This window comes from Rhodococcus sp. NPDC059969 (assembly GCF_042738325.1).
GTDB lineage: Bacteria > Actinomycetota > Actinomycetes > Mycobacteriales > Mycobacteriaceae > Rhodococcus_F.
The window spans coordinates 385,453-407,172 of sequence record NZ_JBHWUF010000002.1; the positions used below are offsets into that span (position 1 = coordinate 385,453).

Here is a 21,720-nt window from a genome sequence, read left to right on the forward strand (position 1 = left end):
GGATCGGTCCGAGTTCGCTCGGTTACTGCCGGGTACGAGAGCTCGATGGTGGCTACAGTTGCACCCATGACGCGGCAGAAGATTTTGATCACGGGTGCCAGTTCAGGTCTCGGGGAGGAGATGGCCAGGAGATTTGCTGCAACAGGTCGCGATCTCGCGCTGTGTGCCCGGCGGACGGATCGCCTCGACACATTGCGCGAGGAGTTGGTGGCGCAGCACCCGTCGATCAGCGTTGCAGTGCGCGAACTCGATGTGACCGAACACGATTCCGTCGTCCGGGTTTTCGGCGAGCTTCGCGACGAGCTGGGCGGTCTGGACCGGGTGATCGTCAATGCCGGGCTCGGCAAGGGCGCGAAGATCGGTACCGGCAAAGCGCACGCGAATCTCGCAACAGCTCAGACGAACTTTGTCGGTGCGCTTTCGCAGTGTGAAGCTGCGCTCGAGATCTTCCGCGCGCAGGACGCCGGGCACTTGGTTCTCGTGTCTTCGATCAGCGCGGATCGGGGGCTACCCGGGCCGAAGGCGGCCTACTCGGCGAGCAAGGCCGGGGTAGCGGCTCTGGGTGAGGCGCTCAGTATCGAGTTGTCGCGCACACCCATTCGGGTCACCACGCTGCTGCCCGGCTTCATCAAGACCGACATGTCAGCCGGCGCCGGCGACGATGCTGCGCTCATGGCCAGTTTGGACGAAGGCGTCAGCGCGATGGTCGACGCCATCGAGAAGGAAACCACACGGGCGGCGCTGCCCGGCCTCAAGTGGAAGGGGATAGATGCGGCCCTACGATTCCTGCCCAACTCCGTGACAGCGAGGTTTGTCTGATGAGCATCCACATCTCGAACGGCAAGCCCCGGGTAGTGATCGTCGGTGGCGGCTTCGGTGGCCTGTACGCGGCGAGACGACTCAAGAAGGCCGACGTCGAGGTAGTTCTGATCGACCGGGGAACCAGCCATGTCTTCCAGCCGCTGCTCTACCAGTGCGCCACCGGCCTGCTCTCCGAAGGGCAGATCGCAAGTCCGCTGCGGCATCTACTCGAAGACAACAAGAACACGAACGTCGTTCTGGGCGAGGCAAAGTCGGTGGACGCGGACGCCGGGATACTGACCGCCAGCCGCTTCGACGGGTCGACCTTCGAATTGCCGTACGACTATCTGATCGTGGCGGCCGGAATGCGTCAGTCGTACCACGGTCAGGACGAGTTCATCAAATGGGCGCCGGGGATGAAAACCCTCGACGACGCTCTGGCAATCAGACGCAGTCTCATTGCCGCGTTCGAGATGGCCGAATCGCTCCCGACGGCGGAGGAGCGTCGACCGTGGCTGACCTTCGCCGTGGCGGGCGGCGGACCCACCGGTGTCGAATTGGCCGGGCAGATCCGTGAATTGGCGATGCACGCGCTGACCAACGAGTTCCGGTCCATCGACCCGGACGAGGCGCGGGTGCTGCTTTTCCACGGGGACGATCGTGTGTTGCCCTCGTTCAGTCGCAAGCTCTCGGCCGCAGCCAAACGCACTCTCGACGGGATAGGCGTCGAGACTCACCTCGGTGTGCACGTCACCGACGTGTGCGAGACCAGCATCGAGACGACGGACAAGAAGACAAAAGAGAAGCAGCAGTACGAGACTCGGACGATTCTGTGGACTGCGGGCGTCGAGGCAGTGCCGTTTGCCGAGGCCTTGGCGACGGCGCTGGGTGTGAAGCAGGTCGGTGGTGGCCGCATCGAAGTCGAAGCCGATCTGACCGTCCCCGGTCACGCGAACGTCTACGTGGTTGGCGACTTGATGTCTCGCGACGAGCTCGCCGGGGTGGCCGAGGTTGCGATGCAGGGTGGCAGGCACGCCGGGGCCAGGATCGCGGCCACCGTCGAAAGCGGTGTACCCAACCGAAAGCCTTTCAAGTACCGCGATCTTGGAACTGCGGCGTACATTTCGCGTCGCCACGCGTTGCTTCAGGCAGGGCCGGTTCAGTTGTCCGGGTTCATCGGATGGGTGTCCTGGGGAATCATCCACATCGCGTTTCTCGCCGGGTTCCGCAACCGCGCCAGCACGGTGCTGAACTGGGGTGCAACCTTGGCGTCGAAAACTCGTCGGGAACGGGCAATCACGTACGGTGATCCGGAAACCGCTCGGCAGCCGTACAACTGAGGGCTACTCCGTTGTGAACACGGGGTTTCCGGTGGCGTCGATCATCCACCACAGGCTGCCGATGCTCTGTCCGAGCATGTCGCCGGGAACCTTGTCGTCGAGGTACCGATAGACGGGCTTGCCGTTGACGGTGATCTGGAACGATCCTTCCGGCCCGTCGACGGTGCCGATTGCGGCGTCAATGCCCTCGACGATCGGTGAATCGGAGACCGAGGTGACCGCCGGCCAGTAGCGCAGGCACGCTTCGTCACACGCGCCGGCTTGGGAGTTCTCCTCGTCCGGGTTGTAGACGTAGACCGTCATGCCCTCGCCGTCGACGGCGATCGTCCCGAGCGGGGAGTTCGCGGTCTTCAGCAAGGGAGCATCGGCAGCGGCAGGTGGAGACAGCGACGTCGAGATGGCGGTGACGTTGTCCGCGCTGTCCCCGGAGTCGAGGGCGTCGGGCGAGCACCCGGTGAGGACGAGGGCGGTACTCGCTACCGTCGCGAACAACCACTGTCTGCGCATGACGTCTCCGTTCTGGGCGGGAGTGCTCGGGACAAGCAATCGGGGATACCCGTTGCGGACGAGCTGAAAACGCGATGCGGGTGCGGACAGTCCTGACTGGAAGTCGGGTGTCTGACAGGAAACTGCCAGGACCGTGCCAGCCGACGGCCAGGTTGTGGTCGGACAGTGTGGTGTGACCCAGACCAGCGATCAATTGCTCTCCGCACCTCAGACAGCAGGAGAACCGCGCTCCCATGCCGAGAATTTGTGGCAACGTATCGCTCTGGCTGTACTTCTCGTCGGCACGGCGATCGTCTATATCTGGAACATCGCGATCAATGGCAACGCCAACGCGTTCTACGCGGCTGCGGCGCAAGCCGGCTCCCAGAATTGGAAGGCCTTGCTGTTCGGCTCGCTGGACACGTCCAACTTCATCACTGTCGACAAGCCTCCGGTCTCACAGTGGGTAATGGGACTGTCCGGGCAGCTCTTCGGTTTCAGCAGCGCGAGCATGTTGATTCCCGAGGCCCTGATGGCTGTGGGCGCCGTGGCCCTGATCTACGGCGCCGTCACGCGATTGTCGGGCGCGGGGGCAGGGTTTCTGGCGGGAGTGATCTTGGCGTTGACTCCGGTTGCCGCGCTGATGTTCAGGTTCGACAATCCCGATGCGGTGATGGTTCTGCTGATGACTGTGGCCGCCTACTGCACTGTCCGTGCGTTGGAGAAAGCGAGTCCACGTTGGCTGGCATTGGCTGGGGTCGCACTGGGCTTTGCGTTCCTGGCGAAAATGCTCGAAGGACTGATGGTGATGCCGGCGTTGGCGATTGCATATCTCGTCGTAGCACCTACCTCGTTGCCGAAAAGGTTACTCCACCTTGTCGGCGCCCTGGTGTCGATGATGATCGCTTCCGGATGGTTCGTCATCTTGACTCTGCTGTGGCCCGCCGACGCGCGTCCCTATCTTGCAGGCTCGACGGACAACAATTTCATGAATTTGGTACTAGGGTACAACGGATTTGCGCGAATACTCGGCCGGAGCGGCGGAGGGGCTCGAGGTGGGGCGTCCGGTCCGTCGCCGGAAGCGCTCGATGCTGTATCCGGTGGCCGTGGTGGGGGAATGGGCAACGCCGCCCCGGGTATCGGCCGTCTCTTCACCGGTGAGTTCGGATACGAGATTTCGTGGTTGCTGCCTTCTGCGCTGATGGCATTCTTCGTGATTCTCGTAAGTCGGGGGCGACGGCCACGAACAGATGTGATCCGTGGTGGCGCGTTGATTTTCGGTGTGTGGTTGGTTGTCGATGCATTGGTGTTCAGCTTCATGAGTGGCACTATCCATGCGTATTACACTTTGGCGATCGCACCCGCCATCGCTGCTCTGGTCGGCATCGGTGTTGCCGAGATGTGGTCGATCCGCGAGCGTCTGCTCGGACGAATCGGCTTGGCAGCGATCGCCCTGACGGCCGGAGTCTGGGGATGTGTTCTTCTTCAACGCAATTCGAACTGGCTGCCCGAGCTTCGGTGGGTGCTGCTGGCTGCTGTCCTCATCGGCTCGGTGGGGCTCGTCGTCACTTCTGGTTCGCAGCGGCGGATTCTCACGCCGTTGTTGATCGCCTGCGCACTGATCGGCGGTCTCGGTGGTGGCACGGCATACGCGGTGGCGACGTTCGAACAGCCACACACCGGTGGGAGCCCTGCGGTAGGGCCGAAGGCGCAGAACAGTTCTCGGGACGGTCAGTCCGTCGGTGCTAGTGGAATCGGCGGCAGCGGATTCGGTGGTAGTGGATTCGGGGGTGGCGCTGATAGTTCCGCACTGGATTCGATGCTTCGGACGACAACCACGAGATGGTCAGCGGCAATTGACAGGTCCTCGGCAGCAGCAACTTTGGAATTGGGAAGCAACACTGCGGTGATGGCGATCGGTGGTTTCAGTAACGACCCGGCGCCCACCCTGGCCGAGTTCGTCTCGGATGTGACGAACCACCGTGTCACGTACTTTGTCGAGCCCACGCAGACACAGTCTCAGTCTCAGGCACCGGAAGAGGGTGGTGATCGAGGCGGCGGAAAGGTCGGCGGAAATGCGCGAGCGGGAGGTGGCCACTCCGACATCACCACGTGGGTGCACGCCCACTTCACCCCGACTTCCGTGGACGATTACACGGTCTACGACATGAGTTCTTACACCGCGTAAGCCGACCTCTCGACAATAGCTCTGTTGCAGAGCTATTGTGAGGTTGTGGATGAAACCGGATCAGGCTTTGCGGATGACGTCCTGGAGACGCTCGGTCAATTGCGCCGGGGCACCAGGAAGGCGTCGGGGCGGCCGTTTGCGGAACGACCGCTCGGCGGCGCCCAGATCGAACTCGTCAGGTTGCTACGACGCAACCCGGGCCTGTCCGTGGCCGAGGCTGCCGGGCGATTGGGTGTCGCGGCAAATACGGTGTCCACCTTGGTTCGTCAGCTGGTCGACGAGGGAGTGATCGAACGCGTCGCCGACGAGGCCGATCGACGCGTCGCGCGTTTGGTGCTCTCGGACGAGGCGCGCGCCCGCGTCGAAGTATGGCGTGATCGACGGAGTGTGATTGTCGGTCAGGCATTGTCGAGTCTGACCGCAGAAGACAGGACGAGTATCGAGGCTGCGCTACCGGCCCTGTCTCGATTGGCGAGCGCTCTGGCAGCAGCCGGATCAGAAGGCGAGGGGCAGTGAGATGCTGACACAGTGGTGGAAGAGCCGAGCGGCACACATGCCTGACCCTGGCGCGCCCGCGGTCGAGATCGACTCGGTAACATACAATTTCGGCGATCATCGCGCGGTGGACAACTTGAGTCTGGTCATCAACGCGGGGGAATGTTTCGGCCTGTTGGGTCCCAACGGTGCAGGAAAGACGACGACGATCAGGATGCTCAACACCCTGCTTCCACTGCAGGATGGTGACATTCGAATTCTCGGTCGATCCGTTCGCAGCGAAGCGATGGCCATTCGGCGCTGTCTCGGGTACGTGCCACAGCAGCTCTCGATCGAAAGTGCATTGACCGCACGCGAGAACGTGACCTGGTTCGCGAGGCTGTACGACGTTCCGCGGTCCGAACGACGCGAGCGCGTCGACCAGGCGCTCGAGATGGTGGATCTACTCGATTCGGCGGATCGTCTCGCGTCGAGTTTCTCCGGCGGTATGGTGCGACGGCTCGAACTTGCGCAGGCTCTGGTGAACCGACCGTCGCTGCTGGTGCTCGACGAACCGACGGTGGGGTTGGATCCCATTGCCCGCGAATCCGTCTGGCAGCGAGTGGCAGAGATGCAGAAGCTGTACGGCATGACCGTGCTGCTCACTACGCATTACATGGAAGAAGCCGACGAGTTGTGTGATCGTGTTGCGTTGATGCATCACGGTGAACTTCGCGCAGTGGGCGAGCCGAGCGCGTTGGCCTCCGAACTGGGACCGGATTTCACTCTCGAAGACGTGTTCCGCCGTTACACCGGCGACGATCTCACCGGCGACAAGTCAGGAGGTCTACGTGATGTCCGCACTGCCCGTCGCACAGCGCGCCGCTTGGGCTGATCCCACAACCAGCGGTCCCGCACGATTGCTGTCGAGGATTTACACATTTTGCCTCGTGGAAGTGCAGAAGTTGCGGCACGACCGATCTGAATTGGTTACGCGCGCAATCCAGCCGATCCTCTGGTTGGTGATCTTCGGTCAGACGTTCAGTCATATCCGAGCGATTCCGACCGGCGACGTTCCCTATCTCGACTTTCTCGCACCGGGCATCATTGCTCAGTCCGCTCTTTTTGTTGCAATCTTCTACGGAATCCAGATCATCTGGGAGCGTGACGCGGGAGTACTCACCAAATTGATGGTCACGCCGACGCCGCGCGCCGCACTGGTGACGGGTAAGGCATTCGCCGCCGGTATCCGCGCTGTCGCCCAAGCAGTGGTGGTCGTCATCGTGGCGGCACTGCTGGGTGTGAGTATGACGTGGAACCCGCTCAAACTGCTCGGGGTCGTGGTCGTCGTTGTGCTGGGCTCCGCGTTTTTTGCCTGCCTGTCGGTCGCGATCGCGGGAATCGTGCTGAAACGAGATCGATTGATGGGCATCGGGCAGGCAATCACGATGCCACTGTTCTTTGCCTCCAACGCGCTGTACCCGGTCGAACTCATGCCGACGTGGGTTCAGTGGCTCAGCCGCATCAACCCGCTCAGCTACGAGGTGTCAGCGCTGCGGGGTCTGCTCATCGGAATGCCGACCGATTACGCCGTCGACTTCGGCGTGCTGATCGGGGCAGCGCTGCTCGGAATCGTCACCGCCTCGGCACTATTGGGCCGGTTGACTCGCTGACCTTCACCACGACTAGTCGCGCGTGAACGGTGGGGTGTACGTGCTGCAATCCGGGGGGACGGCCGGGAGTCCTTCGGACGAGCGAAGTTTCTCCGCAATGGACGAGAGTAAATCTTGCGATTCGGGGGAGAGATCAACCGCTTTTATGGCCAGAGAACGTAATTCGCTGTCGTGGAACTCTTCGACAACCGAACGGTCTTCTTCCGGAATCAGTTCGGGATCGTGACGAGGCGTCGGACCGAAGAAGTACTCGGCGGCAACGCCGAAGTAATCGGCCAATGCCAAAACGACTTGCTCGGACGGATTTGTGCGCACGCCACTGCGGAGTTGCGAGAGGTACGGTGTCGAAATCTTGCATCCTCGTTGTGAAAGGGCTTCCACAACTTGCGCGTTGGTGAGTCTAGGGGCTGTGGCCGGGTACAAGGCGTTCAAGCGGTCCTTGAATGAATCGGTCACAATTCCTCCCTCGAGCGTGACCCAGCGTCACAGCTACTTCGCAGTTTTCACATAGTAGACGACACGGTTATTCTGGACTCCGGTCGAAAGTCCTTTCACCTGCGAATATTTGGTGCGGCGACATTCCAAAGACTTTGCAAAGTATGTGATTTACACCGCGTACTGACCGTTCGTTTTGCCAAGTGGCGCGGGGGTGGCGTATAAGCAAAATGGCGGTGGTTACCCCGTTGCGCTGCAGGTTCTTTCGGCCGGTCCTATCCATGTGGGTCGATGCATGACGGCCCTGCCTGTAACGTGCACGAACCGCCGGCAGGCGACGGTCGCTGCATTTCGCGGAAGTTGGCGCGCCGTCCTCACTTGGTGATCGAGTCGACGCCCGCGAGCAGTAACGGGCGCGCACTTTTTGTCATTCGCGAGTGGGCGGTCGGCCGAGTCGACCTGTCGGTCAGGTGTTCCCAGTGGGTCCGATCGAAGTCGTTGCTTTCCGAAAAGCGGCCGATCGGTATGTCACCGATGTTGGAGCGCAATACATCTCGTCGCTCGCCACTATTTCATACGGTGCCGTCGGCGCCGTCGGCCTGTGCCCGGACATTTTTCGGCAGCCTTCGGCGACGACGCACGGGTCTCGTGACGCAGCACCCCGTAAGGACACGTCGAGGATCGCCTCTGCATCTTTCGAGTCGGAATTGCCTGTTGCGTCTGTAGTGGTCGGCGTGCGTTGCAGCGAGACGCCAGTCAGGGCGGTACAGCGGGTGAGAGTGACGCGCGGCAATTCTGTCGCACAGGTCTTCCGATTCGTCGCTGTCCCGTTCCTGTCTCGGCTGCCGAAACGCTGCACGCCGTGCACCACGCTTGCCTCGACCCTGATCAGCGGCTTATGGCACGGGGCTTGCTGACCGGCGCATACTGGTTACAACGCGGTGTTTGAAGGGCAGGACTGGCATGGTCAGTGTCGAGAAGTGGGCGATGTGGGATTCCGCCGTGGAGGTGGATGTCACCGAGGGCGCTGCGCTGCCCACTGCGCACGCGTTGATCGCAGCTGCCATCGACGAGACCGAGACAGTGTGCGACCTTCGCCGGGGCGACGCCGAGATCCACGCCGTCAATCTCGCTCAGGGAACTCCGGTCAAAGTGACACGACGTATGTCGGCTCTGCTGCGCTCCGCGCTGTGGGCGGCCCGCATGACCGGCGGTGCAGTCAATCCGCTTGCCGACAACTACTCCGAGGACGAATCCATCCCTCCGGTGCACCCCACCCCGACGTTCGAGGACGTCCAACTCGACGGTGACGTGGTGTACGCGCCGTGGGGTGCGTCATTCGACATCACCGGAGTTGCCAAGGCGGACACAGTCGATCGCGCCGCGCAGATCGTCGCTGCCGAATTGCAATGTGGTGTTGCCGTGCGGATCGGCGACGTGATCGCCACTGCCGGCCATGCGCCCGCCGGAGGCTGGCAGATTCCGGTGCCGGGCAGCGAAGAAGTCGAGCTGATCAACGGAACCGCGATGGCGACGGCGCGGGCGGTAGAGCTGCCCTCCTGGGAACCCAACCAGGAGCGACCCTCCACGGAGTGGGCGCAAGTCTCGGTGATCGCGGATGACGCAGTGTGGGCGTACGCCGCGAGTGAAGCAGCATTGATCCGAGGTATCAGTGCCATCAAATGGGTTGAACAGCAAGAGCTTCGCGCTCGGCTCGTCGACCGATCCGGGCGCGTGTACACAACGGAGAGTTGGTTCGGCCCAGCCGCCGCGTGAAGTCAGGCCCGTCCGCGCTCCTTGCGGTACCACTGCACCAGAGCATCGGTAGATGTGTCGCCGAGGTCGCCGGGTGCCTTTTCGGAGGACAGTGCAGGCCCAAGTTCGAGTGCCTGCGTCTTGCCGAGTTCGACGCCCCACTGATCGAACGGATTGACCCCCCATACGGCACCTTCGACAAATACCTGGTGCTCGTAGAGGGCGATCAACTGACCGACCACCGAGGGTGTCAATTCCTTCGCCAAGATGGTGCTCGAAGGCCGGTTGCCTGGCATTACCTTGTGCGGCACCAACTCTGGTGCCGTGCCCTCCGACGCGATCTCTTCGGCCGTCTTGCCGAACGCGAGAACCTTGGTCTGAGCGAAGAAGTTACTCATGAGCAGATCGTGCATGGATCCCGTGCCGTCCGCCGTCGGCAGATCGTCGGTGGATTCCGCGAACCCGATGAAATCGGCAGGCACGAGCCAGGTGCCCTGATGCAGGAGCTGATAGAACGCGTGCTGCCCGTTGGTTCCAGGCTCGCCCCAGAAGATCTCACCGGTGGACGTGGTTACCGGTGAGCCGTCGGCGCGCACCGACTTGCCGTTGGATTCCATGGTCAGCTGCTGCAGGTACGCGGGAAAGCGCAACAAATCGTTGGAGTACGGCAGAACTGCGCGGGACTGAGCTCCGAAGAAGTTGGAGTACCAGAGCCCGATGAGACCGAGGAGTACCGGCGCGTTCTGCTCGAGCGGTTGGTTTCGGAAATGCGTGTCGATCTGGTGGAAACCGTCGAGGAACTCCGCAAAACGGACAGGTCCGACGGCGCACATGACCGACAAGCCGATCGCCGAGTCGACCGAGTAGCGCCCGCCGACCCAATCCCAGAAACCGAACATGTTCGCGGTGTCGATGCCGAACTCCGCCACGCGGTCACCGTGGGTGGAGACTGCGACGAAATGCTTGGCTACGGCGGAGACGTCTTCGCTGCCCAGGCCGGCGAACAGCCAACGCTTTGCCGCAGTCGCGTTGGTGAGCGTCTCGAGGGTGGAGAAGGTCTTGGACGCGACGATGAAGAGCGTCGTCTCCGGATCGAGGTCGTCGAGCTGCCCGACCAGATCGACAGGGTCGATGTTGGAGACGAACCGGACGCTGATTCCGGCGTCGGCGTAATGCCGTAGCGCGCGATAGACCATCACGGGCCCGAGGTCGGAACCGCCGATACCGATGTTGACGATGGTGCGGATGCGCTTGCCGGTGGCGCCGGTCCACTCGCCACTGCGCACGCGATCCGCGAACGCGCCCATCGCGTCCAGAACCTCGTGAACGTCCGCGACGACGTCCTGACCGTCGACGGTCAGAGCAGAATCCTTCGGCAGACGCAGCGCTGTGTGCAGCACGGCGCGGTCTTCAGAGGTGTTGATGTGATCACCCGCGAACATCGCGTCGCGTCGTGCTTCGACGCCGGCCTCGCGGGCAAGGTCTACGAGCAGCGTGAGAGTCTCGCGGCTGACACGATGCTTGCTGTAGTCGATGTGAAGATCACCGGCGTCGATCGTCAGCTCTCGCCCTCGGGCTGGATCGTCCTGGAAGAGTTCTCGCAGGTGAACGCCTTCGATGTCGGCGTAATGAGCGCGCAGTTTCTGCCAGGCTGAGGTTCCGGTGATATCAGTGCTCACGATCATCGACTTTAGTGGCACGGGCTGGAAACTTCCTCGCGAGTCTTACTCGCCCGCAGACGTACGCGCCTGCGGCGAGCATCATGGAACCCATGGACACATTCGAATTCATTCGATCAGTTCCCACCCAGTTGTTCGTCGGCGGCCGGTTCGTGCCCGCGGAGAACAACGCGACCTTTCCGGTGTCGGATCCGGCGACCGGGAAACCGTTGACCGATGTAGCCGATGCGAGCCCCGCGGACGCGCTACGCGCCCTCGACGAGGCAGTGGCGGTCTCGCCGAAGTGGGCGAGCACACCTGCGCGCGAGCGTGGGGAAATCCTGCGAGCCGTCTTCGAGAAGATCACCGAGCGCGCCGAGGACGTGGCGCTGCTGATGACCCTCGAAATGGGTAAGGCGCTCGCCGAAAGCCGCGCCGAGGTGAAGTACGGGGCGGAGTTCTTCCGGTGGTTCAGCGAGGAGGCCGTTCGCATCGGCGGGCGCTACACACCGGCGCCGGCGGGCAACGGCCGGATCCTCGTCACGAAGGCGCCGGTGGGACCGTGTCTGGCCATCACGCCCTGGAACTTCCCGTTGGCGATGGGTACCCGGAAGATCGGACCGGCCTTGGCTGCCGGATGCACGATCATCGTCAAGCCCGCCTCGGAGACCCCGTTGACGATGCTGCTGCTCGCCCAGCTCATGGCCGAGGCAGGGCTGCCAGACGGTGTCCTCTCGGTGTTGCCGACGTCGAAATCCGGTGAAGTGACCGGCCCGCTCATCGACGACCCGCGACTGCGCAAGCTCACCTTCACCGGGTCCACCGGCGTCGGCAAGATGCTCGTGGAGAAGTCCGCGAAGCGCTTGCTCCGCACGTCGATGGAACTGGGTGGCAACGCACCCTTCGTCGTGTTCGACGACGCGGACGTCGACAAGGCCGTCGAAGGCGCGGTCCTGGCCAAGCTCCGCAACGGGGGCGAAGCCTGCACTGCCGCCAACCGCTTCCACGTCGCCAACGCGGTGCGTGAAGAGTTCACGTCCAAACTGACCGAGAAGATGGCGGCATTCACGATGGGACCGGGGACTGACCCGGAGACCAAGCTCGGGCCGTTGATCAACCAGGATCAGCTCGACACCGTCGCAGAGCTGGTCGCAGACGCGGTGGACGCCGGGGCAAAGGTGCGACTGGGCGGCGAAGCGCCAGGTGGTGAAGGGTACTTCTATCCCGCCACGGTGCTGGCCGACGTTCCGGCGAGCGCACGGATTCTGAAGGAAGAAGTGTTCGGGCCCGTCGCCGCAATCACCGGTTTCGACACCGAAGACGAGGGAATCGCGGCCGCCAACGACACCGAATTCGGATTGGCCGCATACATCTTCACGAAGGATCTCGACCGTGCACTTCGCGTTTCCGACGCTCTGGAATCAGGAATGATCGGCGTCAACCGCGGAGTGATCTCGGACGCGGCAGCGCCGTTCGGTGGTGTGAAGGAATCCGGATTCGGCCGCGAGGGCGGGACCGAGGGGATCGAGGAGTACCTCGACACGAAGTACATCGCGCTCGAGAGCTGATACACACGCGAACGGCCACATCGGGACTGCCAGAGGCATCCGATGTGGCCGTTCGCGAATGATCGGCGTGTGCGCTAGTGGCCCAGGCGTCCTCGGCCCAGACGCAGGAGCAGCATCGCGAGGGTATGGCCTTCCTGGCCGAGCTCGTTGAACCGTTCGAGGACCTTCATCTCCCGGCTGTGCACCAGACGCGGACCACCGGATGCCATCCGGGTGCGGCCGATGATCTGGGAGACCTCGGAGCGGCGTTTGATGGCCGCGAGGATCTCGGCGTCGAGACGGTCGATTTCTTTCCGTAGTTCGTCGATCTCCGCCTCACTCTGGGGGATCTCGACGTCCGTCGGAGCAGTATTTACAGTATTTACAGTATTTCCATTGGGTGCTGCAGCCTGGGTGCTCATTGCTATTCGTCTCCTCTTCCTACTGCGTGGATCGTGGTCTCGGCTCGGGTCGTTACCGATCCAGGCACACTGACGAAAATGCCCCGGATCCGATTCGGACCAGGGGCGGGTGAGCTGTTCAGATCACGTGCACCGAGGTCCGGGGCACGTAAAGTAACGCCACAGCGGACCGACGGGGTCGGCCGCGTTGTCGCGAACGGAAATGCTGAACATAGCGTCCAGTTTGCCATGTTCGACACAAGGAATCCAAGTGCCTCTACCAGCAGGTGGACGCACTGACGACCGTGTCGGTGGACGCCGGTAGCGTGGACAGGCGATGAACACGTACCCAGCACTCGGTGAGCACGACGGACATTCCCATCACGACGGGGGCGGCGCGCGGGGACACGACGCGGGTTCGGACGCCCTCCTCGAGGGACTCAACCCGCAGCAACGCGAGGCTGTGGTCCATACCGGTTCGCCGTTGCTGATCGTCGCGGGTGCCGGCTCGGGCAAGACGGCAGTGCTGACGCGTCGCATCGCCTATCTGCTGGCCGAACGGGGCGTCACTCCCGGCCAGATCCTGGCCATCACCTTCACCAACAAGGCTGCAGCCGAGATGCGTGAGCGTGTGGCCGCGCTTGTCGGACCGCGCGCAAACGCCATGTGGGTATCGACGTTCCACTCGAGTTGTGTTCGCATCCTGCGGGCACAGGCGGCGCTCCTGCCCGGTCTCAACTCGAATTTCTCGATCTACGATTCCGACGACTCGCGTCGACTGCTGACGATGATCTCGAAGGACCTCGAGCTCGACACCAAACGATTCTCCGCGCGGCTTCTCGCCACGCACATCTCCAACCTCAAGAACGAACTCGTCGGACCGGAAGAAGCGGTTGTCGCGGCCGATCAGGATCCGGCGGAACTGCCGCGACTGATCGCCAAGGTCTACGGCCACTACCAACAGCGACTGCGTGCTGCGAACGCACTCGACTTCGACGACCTCATCGGCGAGACCGTTGCGCTCTTGCAGGCGTTTCCGCAGATCGCCGAGTACTACCGTCGCCGCTTCCGTCACGTACTCGTCGACGAGTACCAGGACACCAACCACGCGCAGTACATGCTGGTGCGTGAACTGGTCGGCGGTGCCGGTGAGTCCGACCACGCTGTTGCACCGGCAGAGCTGTGTGTCGTCGGTGACGCCGATCAGTCGATCTACGCATTCCGCGGAGCCACCATCCGCAACATCGAAGAGTTCGAACGCGACTACCCGGACGCCCGAACCATCCTGCTCGAACAGAACTACCGCTCGACGCAGAACATCCTCTCGGCGGCCAACTCCGTGATCTCCAAGAACACGGGACGACGAGAAAAGCGCCTGTGGACCGATTCCGGTGAGGGCGAACTGATCGTCGGTTACGTTGCAGACAACGAGCACGACGAAGCATCGTTCGTCGCCTCGGAGATCGATCGCCTGGTGGACCAGGGCGAGACCAAATTCGCCGACATCGCGGTCTTCTACCGGACCAACAACTCCTCACGTGCGCTCGAGGAAATCTTCATCCGACTCGGTGTGCCGTACAAGGTGGTCGGCGGCGTTCGCTTCTACGAGCGCAAGGAAGTTCGGGACATCGTCGCGTACCTGCGCGTCCTCGCCAACGAGGACGACACCGTGAGCCTGCGACGCATTCTCAACACACCACGACGCGGTATCGGTGATCGAGCCGAAGCCTGCGTCGCCGTGCACTCCGAGCACCGCAACATCAGCTTCGCCGCCGCACTGCGCGACGGCGCGGAAGGCAAAGTGGCGCTGCTCAATACGCGTTCGCAGAAGGCCATCGCGTCGTTCCTCGAGATGATGGACGGACTGCGGGCCCTGCTGCCGACAGCAGCGGCCGACGAGGACGAACCCTTCGAACTCGGTGACATCGGTGAGGTCGCCGAGGCGGTGCTCGAGCGCACCGGCTATCGCGCCGAACTCGCTGCGAGCAGCGATCCGCAGGACGGCGCTCGGCTCGACAACTTGAACGAACTCGTCAGCGTGGCAAGAGAATTCAGTTCCGACGCACGAAACGCAGCGGGGCTGATAGATCCGGACGACGAGGAAACGGCAGCCATGCGCGAAGGTGAACCCGATCCGGGTTCGCTCGCCGCGTTCCTCGAACGCGTATCGCTTGTCGCCGACGCCGATCAACTACCGGACTCCGACGACGGCGTCGTGACCATGATGACGCTTCACACCGCCAAGGGCCTCGAGTTCCCGGTCGTCTTCGTCACCGGCTGGGAGGACGGACAGTTCCCGCACATGCGTGCCCTCGGCGATCCTGCAGAGCTGTCCGAAGAGCGTCGACTCGCCTACGTCGGCATCACCCGAGCCAGGCAGCGCCTGTACCTGACGCGCGCGATCATGCGTTCGGCATGGGGGCAACCGATCCAGAACCCGGCGTCACGGTTCATCCAGGAGATCCCGGAGGACCTGATCAACTGGCGCCGCGAGGATCCGGGTACCGGTGGTGGATTCGGAAGTGGTAGGCCAGGTTACGGCAGCGGAAGCCGGTACGGCAGCCAGGGCGGCCAGGGTTACGGCGGCGGACAGGGCTATGGGGGTGGGGCAGGCAAGGCTGCGTCGACTCCCAGTTTCGGAGCCGCGCGTGGCCGCAACAACGTTCTGGTCCTCACCACGGGTGATCGCGTCAGTCACGACAAGTACGGTCTGGGGACCGTTCTCGAAACCAAGGGCACCGGACCCACCGCGACGGTCACCATCGACTTCGGTAGCGCGGGCAAGGTGCGGTTGATGCTCATCGGTGGTGTGCCGATGGTCAAGCTGTAGAAGGCAGACAAAAACTTCCGGCCCGCACCTTTTCAGGTGCGGGCCGGAAGTTTTTTCAGAAGTGTCGGGCTTGCGATCAGTCCTGCTCGATACCGAGGCTGATGCCGCGCGAGGCGAGCCAGGGGAGGGGGTCGATCTTGTTCTCGCCGGCGAGGTGAACCTCGAAGTGAAGGTGCGGGCCGGTGGAGAAGCCGCGGTTGCCGACAGTGGCGATCTGGTCGCCGGCCATGACCTGCTGACCGACGGTGACGGTCGAGGTGTCGATGTGGCCGTAGACGGTGATCGTTCCGTCCGCATGCTGCAGGCGGACCCACATGCCGAATCCGGAAGCCGGGCCCGAATCGATGACCTTGCCGTCGGCGACGGCGACGATGGGAGTCCCGATCGGGGCAGCGATGTCGACGCCCGCGTGCAGGGTGCCCCAGCGGGTGCCGAAGTTGGACGTGAAGGTTCCGACTGCGGGCAGAACGAACAGCGGGCGACGGGCAGCGGCTTCGCGTGCGGCGCGCTCGTCACTGAAACGCTGGCCCTTGGCAAGCAGATTGCTGAACTGGGAGAGATCGGTCGGCGCTGCAACGTTGAGGACCTGGGGAGCGTCGGCCTCGGTGGTGGCTGCCGTGGAGGTGGCCGGAGCGAACTGAGCGGCCTGCGGTTCTGCGGTGGTGCCGATCGCGGAGGACTCGTTGGCGAGTGCAACTTCCGAGTGGTCGGCGGAGGAAGGGGAACCGTCGTTGATGACTGCCTGGCCCGCAGCGACAACTGCGCCGGCTGCAACGGCCAGAACGGCGGCGCGGCCCTTGAGGGCGGAAGGAGGGGTGGGGAGTCGGTGGGCACCGCTGCGGCGAACCGGAGATTCGACATCGACTGTCGGTGCGGAGGAGGAGTAAGTCGGAGCGCTGATCACGTCGGACTCGACGAACTCGTGAGAGTCGGATTCTGACGACGTGGAGGATGAATTTCGAATGAACATATCGGTAGAGATCTCAGAACTTTTAGTCTCGGTGTAACGCCTGGCCGAGTGCGTTGGATAAGTGGTCGTGACCTCGTCATCTGCTGGGTTCGAGAACCTACTAGCGGTGAACTGGCTGCGGTGATGCATATGCCGGTTCTCTCCTCGAGTTCGTGATCAGCCCGTGACTTAGACCGACTGACGGTAACGAAATGATTGCGATGGGCGCAAGCCGTAGCGGAAACCTGTCCGATTATGTGACGTGCCTCACAGGTTGACCTGGGAATATGTCGATTCGGGCAAAACGGACGAATCATCTCGTTTCGTGATCAAGCGTGTCACAACGGGATCACCGGTCCACACAGGCACTACCGTCGATCGAGTGTCCACAACACCTGGAACTACGTCGCAGGCGCGTTTCGACGATCCCCGAGTGAAGTCGGGGGCGCCCCTCGCGGCGGCAACCGGATTGCTCGGAGCCCTCGCAGTGGCGGCCGGTCCCGTCGTCGGAGTCGGGAGTGGCCGCGGGATCGACACGACGGGGGCTCTTGCTTCTGCAGCTCTCTTCGCCGCTGTCTGCGTGATCATCGTGCCGCTGGTTGCAGTGCTTGCTTCGAGTCGCAGACCCGCTTTTGCCGGTGGACTCCTGGCAGGTATCGGCGCGGTGTCGCTCGGGGCCGCAATTCTGGACGTCCAGTTGTTCGTCGACGCAATCGATGCAAACCGCTTGGACCTTTTCCGTCCGATATCTGCGGGTTCGATCGATGCAGGTCCGGGTGCCTACCTCGCACTCGTCGGCCACGGCCTCCTTGTCGTGTCCGGCGTCCTCGGGCTCATGGTCGTCCATCGTGAATCTGAACGAGACGGATACGGCAGTGCACGCGCCGCAGAATTCGACGGGCGATCGGTTGGCGGGCGGATCGGTGGGTGGCCGACAGCGCTGCTGATTCTGGCCGCGGTGGTGTTCGTGCTCTCCCTGTTCGGTCCTTCCTTCAGTTCGCAGGATCCGATCTTCCTGGTGAAACCACTCGTCGACTCGGCGGCGGCCACCGCTGTCGGTACGGGATTGGTCGGCGTCGCGGTACTCGTGGCGGTCGCGGCGGCATTGACGTCCATCTCGCTGCCGGTCGGCTGCGGCGCGCTGATCGGTGTCGGTCTCGGCGCGCTGGCAGTCAGCGGCACCAGGGTGGTGGCCGGGTTCGCAGCCGGTGATCGGATCGGGGTCGGATCGGGTTCCGTCGTCGGGGCGCTGGCAGCGGTGGTCATCGTCGTCATCGGAGTTTCAGCGCACTATCTGGCGTCCAGCCGCGAAGCTGACGCGATTCCCGCCGCCAGTGAGGTCCGCGCTCCTGCGAAGACGACGAAGGGGGCACTCAAAGCAGCCATGGTGGCTCAGTCCCGGGCAGCGCAAGCGCGGGTGAACAGACTTCACCGCGTTGCCGGAACCGGCGCGGTTGTCACGGCAGTACTGGCGACCCTGGGCGCGACCCTTCCGGTCCTGTCGTTGCCGGCGGGCATCCCGGAACCGTCGATTCTTTCGTCTCGAGTTGTCCTGCTCGCCGCTGCCATACTGCTGCTCGCCGCACTGGGTCTCTTCGTTCCGGGCCGCGCCGCCGTAGTGCGTCCGGCCGTCGGAGTGTTGTGGACAACGGTCGTGATGGGAGTCGCCGCGGTCATGCAGTCGGCAGTCATCGCGACGGACGTACCGGGCGTCGGGTTGGGAGCCGGAGCCTTCGTCCTCTGCGGGGCAGCACTACTCGCCGCGGCGACGGGACTGCTCGTCTGGTTGGCAGGAAGCGCCGAACGTGAGGACGTCGACACGTCGGTAGGCGGCGGTTCGAGAGGGCTGCTACTTCTGGTCGGTGGGATCGGCGGCGTCGCGGTCTTGATCGGAACGGCGCTTCCGCTCTATCAAGGCGACGCGTACAGGGCGGCGTCAGTTCTGGAGTGGCCGTGGGGAATTGACGTCTGGGGACAACTGCTCGTCGGCGTCGCCGTCGTGATCGCCGCGGTGATCGCTGCGTCTGCGCGGCCGACACAGGGCGTAGTACTGCTGATCGGATCTGCCGCGGCAGCTCTGGTGTACGTCAGTGAGTGGCCGCTCACGTCATCGCGCATATCGGACGCAACGGTGGGGGTGGGTGCGATCACAGCAGCCACGGGCATAGTGTTGCTTCTCGTTGCAGCGTTCTCGAGCGCAAGAATCAGTGAGACTGATGCTTGACAAATTCGGTGTGGCCACCTTGCCGAATCGGTGAGGCGTGCCTCATTGGGCAATTGCGCGTGACTTGGGCCACATAGCATCAATGCGGGCGCAAACCGAACGCGGCAACTGGTTAAAGTCCAGAACAGACCCGCTCCTACCCCTCGAGCGGGTGACAACGCAGACGAGACGGTGAGCAGATGGATCTCTTCGAATACCAGGCGAAGGAACTCTTCGCCAAGCACGGAGTGCCGACTTCGGCTGGACGTGTTACAGACACAGTCGCCGGCGCACGCGAGATTGCCGAAGAAATCGGTAAGCCCGTGATGGTGAAGGCACAGGTCAAGGTAGGCGGCCGCGGCAAGGCCGGTGGCGTCAAGTACTCGCCCGACGTGGATGCCGCAGTGGCAAACGCCGAGGCAATCCTGGGCCTGGACATCAAGGGCCATGTCGTCAAGAAGCTGCTGGTCGCAGAGGCAAGTGACATTGCCGAGGAGTACTACATCTCCTTCCTGCTCGACCGCACCAACCGCACCTACCTGGCCATGTGCTCGGTAGAGGGTGGCGTCGAGATCGAGGTCACCGCCGAGGAGAACCCCGACGCTCTCGCCAAGATCCCCGTCGACGCAGTCAAGGGCGTCGACCTCGCGTTCGCGCGCAGCATCGCCGAGGCAGGAAAGCTGCCCGCAGAGGTGCTCGACGCAGCGGCCGTGACGATCCAGAAGCTGTGGGAGGTCTTCATCGGCGAAGACGCGCTCCTCGTCGAGGTCAACCCCCTCGTTCGCACGCCTGACGATCAGATCCTCGCCCTCGACGGCAAGGTCACCCTGGACGAGAACGCAGCGTTCCGTCAGCCCGGCCACGAGGCATTCGAGGATCGCGACGCTACCGATCCCCTCGAGCTCAAGGCCAAGGAGAACGACCTCAACTACGTCAAGCTCGACGGTGAGGTCGGAATCATCGGCAACGGCGCAGGCCTGGTCATGTCCACCCTGGACGTCGTCGCATACGCCGGCGAGAACCACGGTGGCGTCAAGCCCGCCAACTTCCTCGACATCGGCGGCGGAGCTTCCGCTGCAGTCATGGCTGCCGGCCTCGACGTCATCCTCAACGACGCACAGGTCAAGAGCGTGTTCGTCAACGTCTTCGGCGGCATCACCGCGTGTGACGCAGTTGCCAACGGCATCGTCGGCGCACTGAAGACCCTGGGTGACGAGGCCAACAAGCCGCTCGTCGTTCGCCTGGACGGAAACAACGTCGAAGAGGGTCGCCGCATCCTCGCCGAGGCCAACCACCCGCTGGTCACGGTCGTCGCAACCATGGACGAGGCCGCCGACAAGGCCGCCGAACTCGCTCACGCAGCGAAGTAAGGGACTCACAGAACAATGGCAATCTTCCTCACCAAGGATTCAAAGGTCATCGTCCAGGGCATCACCGGCGGCGAGGGCACCAAGCACACCGCTCTGATGCTTAAGGCCGGCACCCAGGTCGTCGGCGGCGTCAACGCACGCAAGGCCGGCACCACGGTCTCGCACGTTGCTGCTGACGGTTCCGCTGTCGAGCTCCCCGTCTTCGCGACGGTCGAAGAGGCAATCAAGGAGACCGGCGCAGACGTCTCCATCGCGTTCGTCCCCCCGGCCTTCTCGAAGGACGCCATCGTCGAGGCTATCGACGCCGAGATCCCGTTGCTCGTGGTCATCACCGAGGGCATCCCGGTGCAGGACTCCGCTTACGCTTGGGCGTACAACGAGTCCAAGGGCAAGAAGACCCGCATCATCGGACCGAACTGCCCCGGCATCATCACCCCGGGTGAGGCCCTCGTCGGCATCACGCCCGCCAACATTGCAGGCACCGGCCCCATCGGCCTGGTCTCCAAGTCGGGCACCCTGACCTACCAGATGATGTACGAACTCCGTGACTTCGGCTTCTCCACCGCCATCGGCATCGGCGGCGACCCGGTCATCGGCACCACCCACATCGACGCCATCGAGGCGTTCGAGAAGGATCCCGAGACCAAGGTCATCGTGATGATCGGTGAAATCGGTGGCGACGCGGAAGAGCGTGCAGCCGATTACATCAAGGCCAACGTCACCAAGCCGGTCGTCGGCTACGTGGCAGGGTTCACCGCTCCCGAAGGCAAGACCATGGGCCACGCCGGCGCCATCGTCTCCGGTTCCTCGGGAACGGCTCAGGCCAAGCAGGAAGCTCTCGAAGCTGCAGGCGTGAAGGTCGGCAAGACGCCGTCCGCCACTGCTGCTCTCGCTCGCGAGATCCTTCAGTCCCTGTAAGGGGCTTCGCCCCCGTGCGTGGTTAGGGAGTCTCCGGACTCCTTAACCACGCACAGTGGTATCGACCCACATCGACCCGGCTGGTTCCAACTGCCCGGCACCGGATGTGATGGATGCGACGACCGATTCGAGATCGTCGGCATCACGGGCGGCGAGTGTCATGACCGCCTTCGATCCGTACGTAGTTCCGAGCACCGAGACGCCCCGCGCTCTCAGTTCTGCTTCCACTCGACCGGCCTCTGAGTGCCGGATCGCCAAAGTGCGCAGGATTTTCCGCTCCCTGGCCACAAGCTCGGCCGAATCGAGAGCCACCGAGACCGCTCCCGAATACGCGCGAACCAATCCGCCGGCGCCGAGCTTGATTCCGCCGAAATAGCGCGTGACGACCACAATCACATCGACCAGATCTCGAGACTTGAGAACCTGAAGCATCGGCACCCCCGCAGTGCCACCCGGTTCGCCGTCGTCGTGTGCACGCTCGACGCGCGAGTTCGCGTCGTATCCGATCACGAAAGCCGAACAATGGTGGCGCGCATCGGGATACAGCGACTTCTGCTCCGCGACGAACTCCACGGCGGCTTCGGTGTCGTCGATCCGGCGAAGCGCGGCGATGAATCGTGAGTGCTTCACCTCGGTTTCGACGACGTGGTCGGCGCCAGGCGCGAGGGTGAAGGGCATCTGCCCATTGTCTC

18 protein-coding genes are annotated in these 21,720 nt (G+C 63.1%); 12 read left to right on the forward strand and 6 right to left on the reverse strand.

Annotated features, from left to right (window positions below):
- Positions 1-66 precede the first annotated feature (66 nt).
- Positions 67-819, forward strand: a complete 753-nt coding sequence (locus tag ACFWAD_RS10760) for an SDR family oxidoreductase (RefSeq protein WP_378543503.1) — start codon at positions 67-69, stop codon at positions 817-819.
- Positions 819-2,141 (forward strand): NAD(P)/FAD-dependent oxidoreductase, encoded by a 1,323-nt coding sequence (locus tag ACFWAD_RS10765; protein ID WP_378543506.1) that lies wholly within the window; start codon positions 819-821, stop codon positions 2,139-2,141. The genes ACFWAD_RS10760 and ACFWAD_RS10765 overlap by 1 nt, the downstream gene beginning before the upstream one ends.
- Positions 2,142-2,144: 3 nt before the next feature.
- On the opposite strand, the gene ACFWAD_RS10770 is transcribed toward ACFWAD_RS10765, so the two are convergent.
- Positions 2,145-2,648 carry a hypothetical protein gene (locus ACFWAD_RS10770; RefSeq protein ID WP_378543509.1) on the reverse strand — a complete coding sequence of 168 codons (504 nt, stop codon included), beginning with the start codon at positions 2,646-2,648 and terminating at the stop codon, positions 2,145-2,147.
- Between the two features lie 172 nt (positions 2,649-2,820).
- Between ACFWAD_RS10770 and ACFWAD_RS10775 the strand changes: the two genes are divergently transcribed.
- The 4 genes from ACFWAD_RS10775 to ACFWAD_RS10790 are packed head-to-tail and all read left to right on the forward strand — an operon-like array spanning position 2,821 to position 6,962.
- Positions 2,821-4,815, forward strand: coding sequence for an ArnT family glycosyltransferase (locus ACFWAD_RS10775; protein WP_378543512.1), 1,995 nt, complete (start codon positions 2,821-2,823; stop codon positions 4,813-4,815).
- 45 nt (positions 4,816-4,860) lie between these two features.
- Positions 4,861-5,331: a MarR family winged helix-turn-helix transcriptional regulator gene (locus ACFWAD_RS10780; protein WP_378543515.1), complete on the forward strand. Its 471-nt coding sequence runs from the start codon at positions 4,861-4,863 to the stop codon at positions 5,329-5,331.
- Positions 5,332-5,368: 37 nt separating this feature from the next.
- A complete protein-coding gene (locus ACFWAD_RS10785) occupies positions 5,369-6,184 on the forward strand; it encodes an ABC transporter ATP-binding protein (RefSeq protein ID WP_378543518.1) in 816 nt (271 codons plus the stop codon).
- Positions 6,144-6,962: an ABC transporter permease gene (locus ACFWAD_RS10790; RefSeq protein WP_378543521.1), complete on the forward strand. Its 819-nt coding sequence runs from the start codon at positions 6,144-6,146 to the stop codon at positions 6,960-6,962. Before ACFWAD_RS10785 ends, ACFWAD_RS10790 begins: the two co-directional genes overlap by 41 nt.
- 12 nt (positions 6,963-6,974) lie before the next feature.
- Here the strand turns inward: ACFWAD_RS10790 and ACFWAD_RS10795 are convergent, their stop codons facing one another.
- Positions 6,975-7,418: a helix-turn-helix domain-containing protein gene (locus tag ACFWAD_RS10795; RefSeq protein ID WP_378446399.1), complete on the reverse strand. Its 444-nt coding sequence runs from the start codon at positions 7,416-7,418 to the stop codon at positions 6,975-6,977.
- A 942-nt stretch (positions 7,419-8,360) separates the two neighbouring features.
- Here ACFWAD_RS10795 and ACFWAD_RS10800 point away from each other — a divergent pair.
- Entirely contained in the window at positions 8,361-9,173 is an 813-nt protein-coding gene (locus tag ACFWAD_RS10800) for an FAD:protein FMN transferase (protein WP_378446401.1), read from the forward strand.
- Between the two features lie 2 nt (positions 9,174-9,175).
- On the opposite strand, the gene pgi is transcribed toward ACFWAD_RS10800, so the two are convergent.
- Positions 9,176-10,831, reverse strand: a complete 1,656-nt coding sequence (gene pgi, locus ACFWAD_RS10805; RefSeq protein ID WP_378532595.1) for a glucose-6-phosphate isomerase — start codon at positions 10,829-10,831, stop codon at positions 9,176-9,178.
- 92 nt (positions 10,832-10,923) lie between these two features.
- Between pgi and ACFWAD_RS10810 the strand changes: the two genes are divergently transcribed.
- On the forward strand, positions 10,924-12,378 hold the full coding sequence (locus ACFWAD_RS10810) for an NAD-dependent succinate-semialdehyde dehydrogenase (protein WP_378543526.1): 1,455 nt from the start codon (positions 10,924-10,926) through the stop codon (positions 12,376-12,378).
- Between the two features lie 74 nt (positions 12,379-12,452).
- On the opposite strand, the gene ACFWAD_RS10815 is transcribed toward ACFWAD_RS10810, so the two are convergent.
- Positions 12,453-12,779 carry a chorismate mutase gene (locus tag ACFWAD_RS10815; protein WP_019744757.1) on the reverse strand — a complete coding sequence of 109 codons (327 nt, stop codon included), beginning with the start codon at positions 12,777-12,779 and terminating at the stop codon, positions 12,453-12,455.
- 316 nt (positions 12,780-13,095) lie between these two features.
- Between ACFWAD_RS10815 and pcrA the strand changes: the two genes are divergently transcribed.
- Positions 13,096-15,588 (forward strand): DNA helicase PcrA, encoded by a 2,493-nt coding sequence (gene pcrA, locus ACFWAD_RS10820; protein WP_378532599.1) that lies wholly within the window; start codon positions 13,096-13,098, stop codon positions 15,586-15,588.
- A gap of 76 nt (positions 15,589-15,664) precedes the next feature.
- Here pcrA and ACFWAD_RS10825 read toward each other — a convergent pair whose 3' ends face one another.
- Complete coding sequence (locus tag ACFWAD_RS10825; RefSeq protein WP_378532601.1) at positions 15,665-16,687, reverse strand: M23 family metallopeptidase; 1,023 nt, start codon at positions 16,685-16,687, stop codon at positions 15,665-15,667.
- Positions 16,688-16,919: 232 nt separating this feature from the next.
- On the opposite strand from ACFWAD_RS10825, the gene ACFWAD_RS10830 reads away from it, so the two are divergent.
- From ACFWAD_RS10830 to sucD, 3 genes are all read left to right on the forward strand, one after another.
- Positions 16,920-18,761, forward strand: coding sequence for a hypothetical protein (locus tag ACFWAD_RS10830; protein ID WP_378543529.1), 1,842 nt, complete (start codon positions 16,920-16,922; stop codon positions 18,759-18,761).
- A 179-nt stretch (positions 18,762-18,940) separates the two neighbouring features.
- Positions 18,941-20,110 (forward strand): ADP-forming succinate--CoA ligase subunit beta, encoded by a 1,170-nt coding sequence (sucC, locus tag ACFWAD_RS10835; RefSeq protein ID WP_003946426.1) that lies wholly within the window; start codon positions 18,941-18,943, stop codon positions 20,108-20,110.
- A gap of 15 nt (positions 20,111-20,125) precedes the next feature.
- On the forward strand, positions 20,126-21,028 hold the full coding sequence (gene sucD / locus ACFWAD_RS10840) for a succinate--CoA ligase subunit alpha (protein ID WP_322001789.1): 903 nt from the start codon (positions 20,126-20,128) through the stop codon (positions 21,026-21,028).
- A 42-nt stretch (positions 21,029-21,070) separates the two neighbouring features.
- Here the strand turns inward: sucD and ACFWAD_RS10845 are convergent, their stop codons facing one another.
- A complete protein-coding gene (locus ACFWAD_RS10845) occupies positions 21,071-21,706 on the reverse strand; it encodes an IMPACT family protein (protein WP_378543532.1) in 636 nt (211 codons plus the stop codon).
- Between the last annotated feature and the right edge of the window lie 14 nt (positions 21,707-21,720).